The 14,946-nt window shown below is 36.4% G+C and carries 11 protein-coding genes and 1 other RNA gene; 2 read left to right on the top strand and 10 right to left on the bottom strand.

The features are described 5' to 3' along the window. Positions 1-438 precede the first annotated feature (438 nt). Positions 439-741, top strand: coding sequence for a transposase (locus ACQV2S_RS04525; RefSeq protein ID WP_428875054.1), 303 nt, complete (start codon positions 439-441; stop codon positions 739-741). Positions 742-1,839: 1,098 nt separating this feature from the next. On the opposite strand, the gene ACQV2S_RS04520 is transcribed toward ACQV2S_RS04525, so the two are convergent. The 10 genes from ACQV2S_RS04520 to ACQV2S_RS04475 form a co-directional block, all read right to left on the bottom strand. Next, complete coding sequence (locus ACQV2S_RS04520) at positions 1,840-2,574, bottom strand: glycerophosphodiester phosphodiesterase (RefSeq protein ID WP_428873103.1); 735 nt, start codon at positions 2,572-2,574, stop codon at positions 1,840-1,842. After that, a complete protein-coding gene (locus ACQV2S_RS04515; protein ID WP_428885082.1) occupies positions 2,574-3,707 on the bottom strand; it encodes an ABC transporter ATP-binding protein in 1,134 nt (377 codons plus the stop codon). Before ACQV2S_RS04515 ends, ACQV2S_RS04520 begins: the two co-directional genes overlap by 1 nt. A gap of 13 nt (positions 3,708-3,720) precedes the next feature. Beyond that, positions 3,721-4,593: a carbohydrate ABC transporter permease gene (locus ACQV2S_RS04510; RefSeq protein ID WP_428873101.1), complete on the bottom strand. Its 873-nt coding sequence runs from the start codon at positions 4,591-4,593 to the stop codon at positions 3,721-3,723. Next, entirely contained in the window at positions 4,593-5,477 is an 885-nt protein-coding gene (locus ACQV2S_RS04505; RefSeq protein WP_428885081.1) for a carbohydrate ABC transporter permease, read from the bottom strand. Before ACQV2S_RS04505 ends, ACQV2S_RS04510 begins: the two co-directional genes overlap by 1 nt. Positions 5,478-5,574: 97 nt before the next feature. Then, a complete protein-coding gene (locus tag ACQV2S_RS04500; protein WP_428885080.1) occupies positions 5,575-6,891 on the bottom strand; it encodes an ABC transporter substrate-binding protein in 1,317 nt (438 codons plus the stop codon). 708 nt (positions 6,892-7,599) lie between these two features. Beyond that, positions 7,600-7,690, bottom strand: an RNA gene (ffs, locus tag ACQV2S_RS04495) — signal recognition particle sRNA small type. A gap of 117 nt (positions 7,691-7,807) precedes the next feature. Beyond that, on the bottom strand, positions 7,808-8,332 hold the full coding sequence (tadA, locus tag ACQV2S_RS04490) for a tRNA adenosine(34) deaminase TadA (protein ID WP_428873098.1): 525 nt from the start codon (positions 8,330-8,332) through the stop codon (positions 7,808-7,810). Positions 8,333-8,418: 86 nt separating this feature from the next. Continuing rightward, a complete protein-coding gene (locus ACQV2S_RS04485) occupies positions 8,419-8,769 on the bottom strand; it encodes a hypothetical protein (RefSeq protein ID WP_258437020.1) in 351 nt (116 codons plus the stop codon). Positions 8,770-8,954: 185 nt separating this feature from the next. After that, positions 8,955-11,426: an ATP-dependent Clp protease ATP-binding subunit gene (locus ACQV2S_RS04480; RefSeq protein WP_428873097.1), complete on the bottom strand. Its 2,472-nt coding sequence runs from the start codon at positions 11,424-11,426 to the stop codon at positions 8,955-8,957. A 36-nt stretch (positions 11,427-11,462) separates the two neighbouring features. Continuing rightward, positions 11,463-11,933: a CtsR family transcriptional regulator gene (locus ACQV2S_RS04475; RefSeq protein ID WP_428873096.1), complete on the bottom strand. Its 471-nt coding sequence runs from the start codon at positions 11,931-11,933 to the stop codon at positions 11,463-11,465. Positions 11,934-12,253: 320 nt separating this feature from the next. Here ACQV2S_RS04475 and ACQV2S_RS04470 point away from each other — a divergent pair, with 320 nt between their 5' ends. Continuing rightward, entirely contained in the window at positions 12,254-14,866 is a 2,613-nt protein-coding gene (locus ACQV2S_RS04470; RefSeq protein WP_428873095.1) for a vitamin B12-dependent ribonucleotide reductase, read from the top strand. Positions 14,867-14,946 lie beyond the last annotated feature (80 nt).

Raw genomic sequence — 14,946 nt, 5'->3', positions numbered from 1 at the left:
GGGACCTCCTATTTGTGATTGTTTTGTGGTGATTACAATCTTACATAAGTGAGGTTTCTTTTTCTAGGGAGTTTCGGAGCTTACACAAGAAATTTTACGCTATGTCCCTTCTTTTTAAGGTTAATAATATTATACACTTTTAAACATAAATGTTAACCGTTTTCACAAAAATTTATTCTTTCAATTTTTGCTTGAATTGTTAAACTAAGTTCAATTCAACTTAATTCAATAAGAAAATACTTTTAGAATTTTTAAATTGAGAAAGTATCCATAGTTTTTGGTCTAAAAAGTATATCATTCCAAATGAGCAAGTTTCTGAAATTTGTATATTAACCTATATTTACCTTATTGAGCACTCTAACTATCGCCATTATTTCTATAATTTTCAAATGATAGTTATAATGAAAAGAAAACAGATGGTTTCAATAATTTCAGTCAATGGCAGATAGTAAAACATTTGAAGCACGTAATCAGGTGTTCTTTCACTCACTAAACATTCTCGTTCCTGAGAATTATTTTCTGAGAAAAATTGATAGCCATATTGATTTTTCGTTCATATATTCTTTAGTTGATGATTACTATTGTTTGGATAATGCACGCCCAAGTATTGACCCGATTACGCTTATCAAAACCTCCATTCTTCAACACCTCTTTTATACTCCAAGTATGCGGCAAACCATTCAAGAAATTCAAATAAATGTTGCCTATCGCTCGTTCTTAGGTCTATCTCTCACTGAATAGTGACACATTTTTGAACTTTAGGAAAGAATTACAAGCAGCGTTTTGAAAGGACAAGTATCGTCAAAAGATCTTTAGCCAAATACTCGTACTGTGTTTGGAGGCAGGACTAATCGACAACAAATCTAGTTTATAGATGTTACACACGTCAAACCTTGTGCAAATCGCCAAAGTATACGAACGAAGAAATGCTGGTGCCAACCATATGATTGGCAGATGAAATGAAGGAAGCTGTTAAAAAAATCGAACGATTCATGTAGAAAGCTACTAAAAAACACAAAAAGTAGTCTCAATGATACGGATACAGGGTTGTTTCATACAGGGGACTATAAAGAAGTCTTTGGCTATAATATTCAAATGGTTTTTGATTGCAATGGGTGGGTTTTAGGTTATAGTTTACACTCAGGAAATACCCACCACACACAATTTTTCTGTTCAATATTTAATAAGATTATTCCTTTTAACTTGAAGTTTTAATTGCGGATAGAGATATAAAACGCCCACCATCGCTCAAATTCTTTAAAAGCAAGCAATCACACCAATGTTCCCCCTTTGCACTGCCAAGACTTAAACCCGAGAATAGAGATATTGTATATGATGAATACTATGACTGTTATTTAGACAAAAACAATGTGGCCTATCATTATACGATTACCTATCGAAAAGGATATCTTGACTACAAGACTTCTAGTCAAGATTAGAAGAAATATCAAAATGAATCAGTTATTACTTGACATATGTGGCAAGAAGCTCTTGAAAGGTGTAAGAATATCAGGTATTCAGAAAGTGCGCGTGCTCTTTATAGAGAATGAAATGAGTCCGTTGAAAGATTATTCGGCACTACTAAAAAACAACATGGTTTTCGATACACATTTAATTGAACGGCCCTTGATGGAATTTAAAGCTGGCCTTACTTTTACGTGTATGAACTAGAAAAAATTGACAAATATACTGGAGATGAGAAGTTTCACTTTTTATATTATATAGCGAACTTTTAATGTAAACTAAGACAAACTGTTCTTTAAGGGCTAGTCAAAGAACGGTTTGTCTTCAATTTGAAGAATCCTTCTGAATATCCAGAAGGATTTTTTTTGCTAGAACTTAAATTAATTCTAAAGCTCTCTCAACATAGTTGGTTATAATGCGATCCACACCCGCATCAATCATCATCTGGATATGATCAGCTTCATTGACTGTGTAAGTGTTAATTTCGACTCCCTGACGATGACATTCTTCAATATCTTCTAAGTCCAAAGTCACAAAAGCAGGATGATAATGACCGACACCATGTTCCTTACAATATTTACCAGGGTTTAATTGACCCGACGCCGTTAAAAAGCCGTATTCAATTTTACTATCCCCTGCTAGGCGCATAAAATCACGCACACTGTGGTGATTAAAAGATGAAATCAAAACACGATCTTCTAATTTAAATTCCCTGATTAATTCTAAAACTTTAGCATTAAGACCCTCATAGCGAAAAATGTTAGTTTTCAACTCGATATTAACTTTAATATCTAGAGGCTGCATCCATTCAAAAAATTCGCGCAAAGTCGGAATTTGAATGTCTCTTGCGGACTTAACTTGTGTTTCTTTGAAGTTAGCATAATAGTTATACTGACGTAATTCAATTAAGGTCATATCTTTTACATAGCCACTACCTGTTGAAGTGCGATCAATCGCTTCATCATGAATGATGACTACCTCTTGGTCTTTAGTTAAATGGACATCTAACTCAATGCCTTCAATCGGAAATTTTGCCGCTTCTTTGAAAGCTAACATGGTGTTTTCAGGATATATTCCAGAATAACCGCGATGTGCAATAATTTTTACCATTATTTATCAAAATCCTCTCCCACTATTCGATTGAGTATCGACGCTTCTGTTTTCTGATCAAACAACATGATTTTATTCAAGTCCAACTGAACTTGAACTTCTTCGCCAATTTTAACAGGACGTGCCGGTGAAAAACGAGCCACCAACTCCCGACTAGAAGTAGGTTGATCAAAATAAACAAAAGTGTCAGAGCCTACTTGCTCAACATTTTTAGCGATAACATTCAAACCTGAGGTGTTTAAACCCTCGGCCTTATGGTGCATGTCCTCCGGGCGAATGCCAATATAAACTTCCTGGTCTTCTACTTCAACAAGCAACTGATCTTTAACTTCTTCAGCGAGCTCAAACGATTGATCAGCAATTTTAAGGTTTACTTTCCCATCTTTAATGACTAATCTACCATTGAACATATTAATCATGGGTGACCCAATAAATTCAGCAACAAACTTATTACATGGATTATAATACAAATTGGCCGGTGTGTCATATTGTTCGATACTTCCAGCATTCATCACAGCTATTCGCGTTCCCATTGTCATGGCTTCTGTTTGGTCATGGGTAACATAAACAAAGGTCGTTCCTAATTCACGATGCAACTGGGTAATTTCAGACCGCATCGATACCCGTAATTTAGCGTCTAAGTTGGATAGAGGCTCATCTAATAGAAAAACCTTAGGATTTCGCACCATAGCTCGACCTAAAGCCACTCTTTGACGTTGTCCCCCTGATAAAGCGCCTGGTTTCTTGTCAAGTAGTTCCGTTAACTGAAGCGCTTTAGCAACTTGCTCTACGCGTAATTGACGATCCTTTTTACTGATTCCATTCATCTTCATTGAAAATCCCATATTATCACGAACATTCATATGTGGATAAAGCGCGTAAGATTGGAAAACCATGGCAATGTCACGATCTTTTGGCTGTAAGTTATTAACCCTTAAATCACCAATCCAGAGTTCTCCTTCTGAAATACTCTCTAAACCAGCAATCATACGTAAAGTTGTTGACTTGCCACAGCCAGAAGGACCTACTAATACGATGAACTCTTTATCTTCAATTTCCAAATCAATATTTTTGACTGCTTTAAAGCCATCATCATAGATTTTAGCAACTTTTCTTAAACTTAATTTCGCCATAAATATTCTCTCCTTATCCTTTCACTGCTCCGGCCGTAAGTCCCTTTACCATATTCCTTGATCCAACAATAAAAATAAGCAGACTTGGAACCATACAGATCATAACCCCTGCTACCATTAAAACCAGTGACTGTGAATCCACCGAATTCAGCATGCTAATACCTATCTGAACGGTACGATTCTGATCATTATTTGTCACTAGTAAAGGCCACATATACATATTCCATCCCGATAAGAATGATTGAACAGACATAGCTCCTAAGGTTGGTTTAATCAAAGGCATCAAAATGGTTAAAACAAATCTGAAATCTGTACAACCATCTACCTTAGCAGCTTCATACACTTCATAAGGAAAGCTCTGCAAGGCTTGAACGCATAAGAAGATATTAAAGGCTGAAATAATAAAGGGTATGATTAACACGTAGAGGGAATCATTCCAACCCCAAGATGAAATCATTAAGAATTGCGAAATAATAACGGCTTCGCCTGGAATCATCATTGTCGATAGGATCAATGCATATAACAGCCCTTTACCTTTGAAGTTCAAAAAGCGAAAGGCGAAAGCAGCTAAGACAGAAGTTATTAACTGACTAAGAGTGATGGCTACTGCAACAATCATTGAATTTCTTATATAAATTCCTATCGGTGCTATTTTAAAAACATCAAGAAAGTTAGTTAATGTAGGATTTTTAGGAAACCAAACACTTTCTGGATCGTATAACTCTCCAGAAGGTTTAACGGACATCATTAGCCCGTACAATAAAGGCGAAAGAACAATCAGTAACATAACTATATTTAAAAGCAATCGTACAATACTCCATACAGTGATTGATTCGCGTCTTTTTTTAATTTTATTGTCCTTATTTTCTTTAATAAGTTCTGCCATTATGCACTCTCCTTTCCACGGATTTTAAACATGATAATGGTCAAGATCATAACGATTAAAAATAAAACAACTGACTCGGCTGAAGCATAGCCATAGCGATAATTCATAAAGGCATTTCGATAAATATCATAAACAATCACATTCGTTGCTTGACCTGGACCACCCTTGGTTAAAATATTTATCTGTCCAAACCCTTGGAAAGCGTTAATAACGTTGGTTACAACCACGAAAAAAAGGGTTGGCTTCAATGATGGAATGGTTATATAAATAAATTTCTTAATCCCGTTTGCCCCATCAATCGAAGCTGATTCATAAAGAGAATCGTCAATGCTGGCTAAGCCAGATGAGAAATACAAAAAATTCATCCCTGAATTCAACCAGCCGGTCAAAATACCCACAACTAATAAGGCACTGCTTGGTTGAGAGAGATAATTAATATAAGTTCCCAAAATCCGGTTCACAATCCCAACCGTTGGATTTAACATCACTTGAAAAATCATGGCCATTCCAGCAGACGCAATTGCCATTGGCATAGCGTATGAAGTTGAAAAAATTTTAATTCCTGGGAATGTTTTTTGACATAAAAGTGCTGTAATAAAGCCTAATACAACGCCTACAAAAACAACTATAACAACAAATTTAAAAGATACTAAAACACTGTTCCAAAAGCTTTCACTTGCAAAAAGTTCTGTATAATTCCCCAAACCAAGATATTCTGCATTTTGTCCTAAATTATTGGTCAAAAATAAACTCCGATAAATGGTCTGAAAAAATGGCCAGAACATAAATATAGATAAGATTGTCATCGCTGGGAGTAAATAGCCATATCCTTTTACTTTTTCCCAAGTACTTCTCTTTGGCTCGATGATTACAATTTCTTCCATCTTTCCACCTCTTCCCATCAAAAACCTTCCACATAAAAAATCGAGAGAACACCAATAATGAAGCTCCCTCGATTATCTATACATTTAATTCATTAAATTATTGGTTGGCTTGATTGTAGTTTTCAATCGCTTTATTGATTTGATCTGCCATAGCTTGTGCAGCTGATTTAGGATCTGTTTCACCATTAATAACTTTTTCAAGTTCATTTTCAAAAACTTGACGTGCTTCTTGAGCAACACCTGCTAAAGCCCCTTGATCATCTGCGGTCGAATCATGCAGCTGATCAATCGCTGTTTGGAATTGCGGGAATGCTTCTAAATTGTCTTTAAAGTTTTGCTCCTCGTGGGCCGCTAGGTTAACTGGGAAATATCCTGTATCAACATTCCATTGTGCTTGTGAGGCAGGAGATACTAAGAATTGAATAAAGTCCCAAGCTGCATCTTTTTTAGCCTCATCATCTGATTCAATCATCCAAAGAGAAGCGCCTCCAATGGATACGCCACCCTTATCTTCTGAGTCGATACCAGGATAATAAGCCGTACCAATTTCAAAACGCCCATCTACTTCAGTTAACAATTGACGTAAACTTGCAGTGGAACCAAAAGTAATAGCTGATTGCCCTGCAATAAATTCTGGATGTCCACCCTCACGACCTACGTTAGGCATAACACCTGCATCCACACCTTTTTTCCACATGGTTAAAATCTTTTCCATACCTCCATTTTCAATAAAGGCCACTGATTCAGGTGCTCCATCGCGTCCGTTAGCATGGTCAAAGATTTCTTTTTCCATTTTGTTAAACCATTGATCAATCCACCAACCATAGATTCCGATAGATGCTGGCATAGCGGCACCAGCTTCTTGTAATTTGGGTCCAATTTCAATTAAGTCTTCTAAGGTTGTTGGAACTTCTACGCCAGCTTTATCAAAAATATCTTTATTATAGTACATTAAAGGGGTCGAATTATTAAAAGGCATCGAGTGTAATCGATCCTCAATAGTGAAATAAGCCAATAAATTAGGCTCCAATAAATCTAAATCAAAATCTGTCTTATCTACATAATCTTGAATTGGAACCGTTAAACCTGAATCAATCATAAAGGTTGTTCCAACTTCAAATACTTGAACCACATCTGCACCCACTTCTGATCCTGAAGCAGAAGAACGTAATTTGGTTAATGTTTCGTCATAAGACCCTTGATACTGTGCATCAACTTCCACCGCATCTTGAGATTCATTATATTGATCTACTAGTTTTTGTAAAGCTTCTCCAACAGAGCCACCCATTCCATGCCAGAATGATAATTTAACTGGCTCTGCAGCTTGAACAGTTTGACTTAAAGGTAATACACTCGCTACTGACATTGAAGCTGATAGTAATCCCACCATCAATTTCTTAATTACTTTTTTCATGGTGCTTCCTCCTTTGTTATCGATCCTTTTAAAGTGACCGTTGACAAAAATATAGCATGCTAGTATTAACTTTAAGTAAATTCATTGTAAATATTTTGTAAATTTACATGCAATTTTTTTCAGAAAATAAAAAAACACCTTTATAAGGTGGAAAATTACATTAAATCAAAAACGATTTTCAAGGCGCCTATAATACTAAATATACTAAAGGTAATTTCCCCCCATGCACCCTTGTAGGTATGTCGCTTAGTTTCTTATGCAAAATACCCCTACAAACATTCGATATATCTTTATATTGATTAGCAAATTAATAAGTATTAATTTATGTATACTTAATATCATCAACCTTTTCAACAAGTTTAAACTATATAATAATCTATTTTTTAATCAACATTAACTATATTATTAGCTTGTCTCTTAAAAGTAAAAAAACACTCACCATGGTATGTAATCTCAATTATATAATCTTCTAGGAGTACTCTCTTTTAGATATAGATCCCCTCAGAAGCTTATAAAATAGACGATCAAGACAAAAAGTCGCATGAGTCACTTTCACACATTTACAACAATGTGACAGCGCTTAGATTATGTGTTGTTATGATAGCTTTTGATGACCTCATAAAAATATTCAAGAATATAAGAAGTTATCTTTTTGCTACCCTTTAAGTTTGAAAAATACTGTAAAAGCCTATCTAATAAGGAAATTAGACAAAATAAAATAGGCACATGACTTCATCACTTATAGCTGCTACCTTCCGGTCCTGACTCGGTTCGTGAATCCATCATTGCCTTTTTATAGTATAGCATGAATGGCTCCTTTTGTAAAATTCATGTTTTAGAGCTAAGGTTCATCTCTTGCCTGTGTATAAAGTTGTGCATAAGTCGTCTTTTGCACAACTTTTCTGTGGATATCCTCCTATTTCGCCTTGTCTTTCTTCTTTGCTTTTTTCTTCTGTCGCAGTTGTCTAAAGAAATTAGACATCATCTGGCTACATTCTTCTTTTAAAACCCCCTCAATAACTTCCACTTGATGATTAAAGCGTTCCTCTTGTAATAAATTCATTAAGCTGCCACTGCAACCCCCTTTAGGATCTCTGGTAGCAAAAATTACTTGTTCAAGTCTCGCTAACACAGATGCTCCAGCACACATTGGACAAGGTTCTAAAGTTACATACAATTTAGCCCCTTGAAGCCGCCATGCTTGTAGCCTTTCATTAGCTTGATTTATCGCTAATATTTCAGCGTGACCTGTAGCTTGGTGCTGACTTTCTCTAACATTAAAGCCTCTTCCAATTATTTCATCATTGTATACAACGACAGCTCCAATCGGCACCTCACCAATTGCTTCAGCTTTTTTTGCTTCCTTAATTGCTTCAAGCATCCATTTTTTATGCTGGACCTGTTGATTTGAATCCAACTCTTTAAATAATAAATTCTCCATTCACTGACTCCTATTTAAATAAAAGTATTTCAAATTAAAAAGCAACCTCCATCTATAGGTTGCTTTTGACTATATATCTGTAATTATTAAAACAGATTATGCATTTTTTCACCAGCATCATCAGCTAGTTCTTTAGCACGGTTAATAATCTGAATAAAACCTTCACTCATTTGAGACTGAGTGGCCTTAGTCTTATTAGCAATACCTACTAAAGTATTTACTTCTTCATCAGAAAGGTCATTTACGATATTCACTAAATGATCGGAGCCTTTTAATTGATGCTTAACATAAGCTTTGACTTTCTCACGGTTAATCATGCCTCTTACACGTTCATTAGCATCATCATCTAAATATGCATAAAGAATAACGCCTGTAACGGCTGCAACAATTGCTGTACCAGCGATGATATTGGTCAATCTGTTCTTTTTATTCAACATAATATATTCCACCTCTTTATTAATTTCTTTTTACTTCATATAAACCTTATCACTAAACGTATAAAATAGATAGTAAAATGCTTTCAGCTTTTGATAGACTATCAATTATTATAATCAAAAAATAGTAGCTGAATAAGCTAGGCTTACTCGGCTACTATTCTAGATAAGATCATCGATTTTTCCAGCTATTTTGATCGGTTGTTAATCCGAATGGATCCTGAGCGACCACCAATTGTTATTTTATCTCCTAAAGCAATATCTCCATTCAAGAGCATCTCACTTAATTCATCTTCAATTTGTTTTTGAATAGCTCGGCGGATTGGACGCGCTCCATATTCTGGATCAAATCCTGCTTCCGCTATAATATCGATTGCTGTATCAGTTATACGCGCATTAATTTCTAATTCATCTAATCGTTTAACAATCTCATTGGTTTGAAGTTTAACAATTTCTTTAATATGTTCTTTATCCAATGAGTGAAAGACAATCGTTTCGTCGATACGGTTTAAAAATTCTGGACGGAAAGCACGTTTTAACTCTTCTAAGATACGCTTTTCCATCGCTTTAAAGTCATCAGCAAAGCTAACCGCACTGAAGCCAACTGACTTCTCGTCGCGAAGAGCAGTAGCACCGATATTAGATGTCATGATAATAATTGTATTTCTAAAGTCGACCCGACGACCCTTACCATCTGTTAAATGACCGTCATCAAAAACCTGTAATAAGATATTAAAGACATCTGGATGCGCCTTCTCAATTTCATCTAGTAGAATCACTGAATATGGTTTTTGGCGAACTTTTTCAGTTAATTGTCCAGACTCGTCATAACCGACATATCCTGGAGGAGAACCGACTAAACGAGAAACGGCGTGTTTTTCCATATACTCAGACATATCAACACGAATCATATTATCTTGTGAACCAAACATGGAGTTAGCTAAGGTTTTGGCTAATTCTGTTTTTCCAACACCAGTCGGTCCTAAGAATAAGAAGGAGCCAATTGGTCTTTGTGGACTCTTCAAGCCTGAACGAGCACGCCGAATAGCACGCGCTACTGAAGAAACGGCTGAATCTTGTCCTATTACGCGTTCATGCAACTCAGCTTCTAAATGAACTAAACGTTTAGCTTCCGCTACATCCATTTGATAGATTGGCACACCTGTTGCCAGTGCTGTTACTTCAGCTACATGTTCAGCGGTTACTTTTGGATAACTTAATTCTTTTTGTTCATTTTTTTTCTTGGCTTTTTTGTTAGCCTTCTCAATAACTTTTTCTAAATCTTGCTCTTCTTTTCGAATATCGGCAGCTAATTCAAAATTGCGGTCGAGAATGGCTTGTTCTTTACGATTCGCTAGGTTTTTTTGTTGCAATTCTAGCTCTGCTAAATTATCAGTTTGCTTGCCTTCTTCGATTCTTACTTTAGCCGATGCTTCATCGATTAAATCAACCGCCTTATCAGGTAACTTACGCTCATTCATATAGCGTGAGGACAATTTGACTGCCGCTTCAATCGCTTCATCACTTATCTCCACATGATGATGCTGTTCATATTTAGACCTTAGTCCAGTTATAATTTGAATAGACTCAGCTTGAGAAGGCTCTTCAATCACAATTTTAGAAAAACGACGTTCTAAGGCAGAGTCTTTTTCAATATGCTTTTGATATTCATCGAAGGTTGTAGCTCCCACTGTTTGAATTTCTCCCCTTGCTAAAGCCGGTTTAAGAATGTTGGCAGCATCAATTGCTCCTTCGGCTCCTCCAGCTCCAATAAGTGTGTGGAGTTCATCTATAAAAAGAATTACTTTACCATCTTGAGATATTTCTTCGATTATCTTCTTCATTCGTTCTTCAAATTCGCCTCGATATTTAGTCCCAGCAACTAAAGCAGCTGTATCTAACATCATTAGACGTTTCTCAGCAATTTCACTTGGTACTTTCCCTGTCACCATTGCTTGAGCCAACCCTTCAGCAATCGCTGTTTTTCCAACGCCCGGTTCTCCTACAAGAACAGGGTTGTTTTTCGTTCTGCGAGAAATAATTTGAATCATACGACGAATTTCTTTTTCGCGACCGATAACCGGATCTAATTTACCTTCGCGTGCCAATTGTGTTAGATCTCTTGAAACTCCATCCAAAGTAGCAGTATTAGATTGAGTATTCGTGTTTTGTTGACGTCGCCCTCTTTTACTTTGACTATCTGAACGCTTCTGCTGATTAATTCCAATTTCCTCGAATATTCCTTTACGTAATTCTGCCAGATTAATTCCTATATTTTTCAATAATACCGTAGCGAGTATTTCTTCTTTCAGTAAGCCTAAAAGTAAATGCTCTGTCCCTACTTTTGGAGCGCCAAGACGTTTAGCATCACTAGAGGCATTCATTATTACTTTTTTGGCGCGTGGGGAATAAGGAATGACCACTTCACCACGTCTACCTGCTTTTAAGCTTTTTCCATGAATCATTTCTAATTCATCTACAAGCACAGCATATTCTGCCCCATAATCTCTTAAGACTTTACCGGCAATTCCATTTTCTTCACGAGCTAATCCTAACAAAATATGTTCCGTACCAACTGCTTGATGGTGGAAAACATAGGCATGCTCGGCTGCAAACATCATAGCCTGGCGTGCACTTTCTGTAAATAATTCTTCAAACATTTATTTCACCTCTATTTAATAATCCTCGACTGAGAGCTAACTAGTTAATTCATAGCGTAATTGATGGAGAAAAGTTTTTAACAACATGGCTCGAGCCACTTGATCTTGATTTGAAATCGCATGAAGGACAGATTTTTCAATCACTGATAAAATAAGTCTTCCTTCCCTTTGTGTGATTATTTCTCTTTCAATCAACGTTTCAATAATATTCACACCATTTCGATATGAAATTTGATTGCCAATTAATTCTAACATTGAAGCAACTTCATCTGCATCCGAGGTCAATTGAGTTTTTAAAATACGGATATAACCGCCGCCCCCTCGTTTACTTTCAACCAGATAACCATGCTCTTGAGTAAATCGTGTATTAATAACATAGTTGATCTGTGAAGGGACACAGTCAAATTGATCAGCAATATCGCTGCGCTTTATCTCTACATGTTCTGCGTTTTGCAAGAAGGATTTAAGATAAGCTTCAATTATATCGGACATATTTTTTCTGGACAAATTCAACCCTCCTTCAAGCTAATTTTGTTTAACATTGACTTTCTTTGACCATTATACACAATCTTTTTATTTTTGAAAAGCTATTTGTTTGGACTTGTTTCTTAATCACGATTAAGTAGTCATAGGTATAATTTCATTCAATGTTTGTGTTTTTAAGATTGAAATTTTGTTTTTTAGCAAGTATACTAAACTACAGAACTTAATAAACACAATATATTGGGCTTTATTTTATCTTTATATCCTATATATTGTGTTTCTTGCTATGTTTGTTAGAATATTCAAAATGTATCGAAGATCTTAATAGAGAGGCTGAACTGATTATGGAAACGAATACTTTAATTCCAAAGACTGTCGAATGGAACCGTCAAGATCTTAATGAGGCTATCAAACATTTCCCTCAAGTAACTCCTGTTACATCGGAAATGAAAATCACTCACTCTGGTGTCTCACGAATGGTTATGTTAGACAGGTATTCTTTTAAAGACACCGCTAAGAAAACTCTAAAAGCTGGCGATTTAGTAGTCTTAACTGTAAAGCCTGATCCATCCTATCCTGCAAGAGGTATTGGTATTGTGCAAGAACTTGATTGGGAAAAAGGTCAAGCTCTTGTTTTATTAGAAGAAGAATACCGTGGTAATCTTGAAAACGAAAAAGAGCGCCTTAGTGGCTTAATCTTGCGAAGCATTGACAGTTTAGATAAGCCTTTAGAAATATATTATGAACAAATCGCCCACCGTAATGCAGTCGGTTTAGCTGAAATTGAAAGTACAAAAGAAAAACAAGAAAGCTCTTTTGAAGCTTTTTATAATCAGCTTTCTAATTTAAACTTTGTCCCGGCTGGTCGTGTCCTATATGGAGCAGGCTCACAAACGGATGTTACTTATTTTAATTGCTACGTTATGCCGTTTGTCCCTGATTCTCGCGAGGGAATCGCTGAACACCGCAAAGAAGTAATGGAAATCATGTCGCGCGGTGGCGGTGTAGGAACTAACGGCTCCACTCTAAGACCTCGAAATACTCTGGCAAGAGGAGTAAACGGTAAGTCCTCGGGTTCTGTTTCTTGGTTAAACGATATTGCTCAATTAACTCACCTTGTTGAGCAAGGTGGCTCGCGCCGGGGTGCACAAATGATTATGTTAGCAGATTGGCATCCAGATATTATTGAATTTATCATTTCTAAAATGCAAAACCCCCGCGTTCTACGTTATTTAATTGAACAAACAGAAGATGAATTAATTCAAAAGCTAGCACAGGAAAAACTTAAATTTGTTCCACTCACTCCTAATGACCAAGTAATGCATGAAACAATTGCTTCCTATCAAAATAAAGAGGATTTTGGTGGCTTTAATGTAGATATCATTGAGCATTCTAGAGCTGTTTTACGTGATAAGGGTGCTTATGAAGTCCACAATGAAGACTTTTTAACAGGAGCAAATATCTCAGTAACTATCACTTCGGAATTTATGGAAGCGGTAGAGCAAAACCTAGATTGGGACTTACGTTTCCCTGATGTCGAACATTATAATAAAGAAGAAATGCATGCTTATAATACTCAATGGCATCAAGTAGGAGATGTACGTGATTGGGAAGAGATGGGTTATGCAGTCAGAACATACCGAAGTATTCCCGCTCGTGAACTATGGAAATTGATTAATATTTGTGCCACCTATTCAGCAGAGCCTGGTATTTTCTTTATTGATAATGCTAATAAGGATACCAATGCTAAAGCCTATGGCCAAAAAGTCGTAGCCACTAACCCTTGTGGTGAGCAACCTTTAGCTCCATATTCTGTATGTAATTTAGCAGCTATAAACTTAGCAAATATGGCTAATAAAGATGAACACACGGTTAATTTTGAAAAATTGAAAGAAACGGTTCGTGTTGGTGTGCGTATGCAAGATAACGTTATCGATGCTACCCCTTATTTCTTAGCAGCCAATCGTCATCAAGCTTTAGGAGAGCGCCGAATCGGTTTAGGTGTTATGGGGCTAGCTGACTTATTGATCTATACTAATCAACGTTATGGTTCTGCTTCAGGTAATCAATTGATTGATAAAGTCTTCCAAACGATTGCGATCACTGCTTATGAAACTTCGATTGAATTAGCCAAAGAAAAGGGAAGTTTCCCCTTCCTAATAGGTTCAACCGATGAAGAAACGAAACAATTGCGTCAAAACTTTATTTCAACAGGTTATATGCAGAAATTACCTAAGCACATTCATCAGGGTATTTTAGAACATGGCATTAGAAACTCTCACTTACTAACAGTCGCTCCTACTGGATCAACCGGTACGATGGTTGGAGTAGCTACGGGTCTTGAGCCTTATTTTGCCTTTAAATATTATCGCTCTGGACGTTTAGGTAAGTTTATTGAAGTAAACGCTGGAATTGTTCAAGAATATTTAGAGCGTCATCCAGAAGCAGATGCTGATCACTTACCAGAAACTTTTGTTTCAGCCATGGAATTAAAGCCAGAAGAACACGTCGATGTTCAAACAACTATCCAGCGATGGGTAGACTCATCCATCTCTAAAACAGTGAATGCCCCCAAAGGTTATACTGTTCAACAAGTCGAAGAAATATATGAACGTTTATACAGTGGGGGAGCTAAAGGCGGAACCGTTTATGTTGATGGTTCAAGAGATTCTCAAGTTCTTACTCTCAAAGCAGAGGAAAATGAAAAAGATCAAAATATTGCTCTTTTTGAGGTTGAAGATCAAGAAATACGTGTTGTCGATGAAGTTGAAGAATTGCGTCAGTTAGTTGATTTAGCTGAGAAAGATCATTATACCCAAAGCGGTCATACTGATGATGTGGTCTACGGTTCAGAAGTAGGAGATACTTGTCCAATTTGTCGTAAAGGAATCGTTGAAGATATTGGGGGTTGTAACACTTGTACAAATTGTAATGCTCAGTTACGATGTGGTCTCTAAGTATTTAAATTTGCTTGCACAAATGTAATCTCTAATTGATAAACCTTATCTTAATCTTGAGATAAGGTTTATCAATTTCT

The organism is Facklamia sp. P13064, assembly GCF_050409425.1.
In the GTDB taxonomy this organism is placed as follows: domain Bacteria; phylum Bacillota; class Bacilli; order Lactobacillales; family Aerococcaceae; genus Facklamia.
Note: the sequence above shows the minus strand (reverse complement) of the source record. Positions and strands in the feature narration are given on the sequence as shown.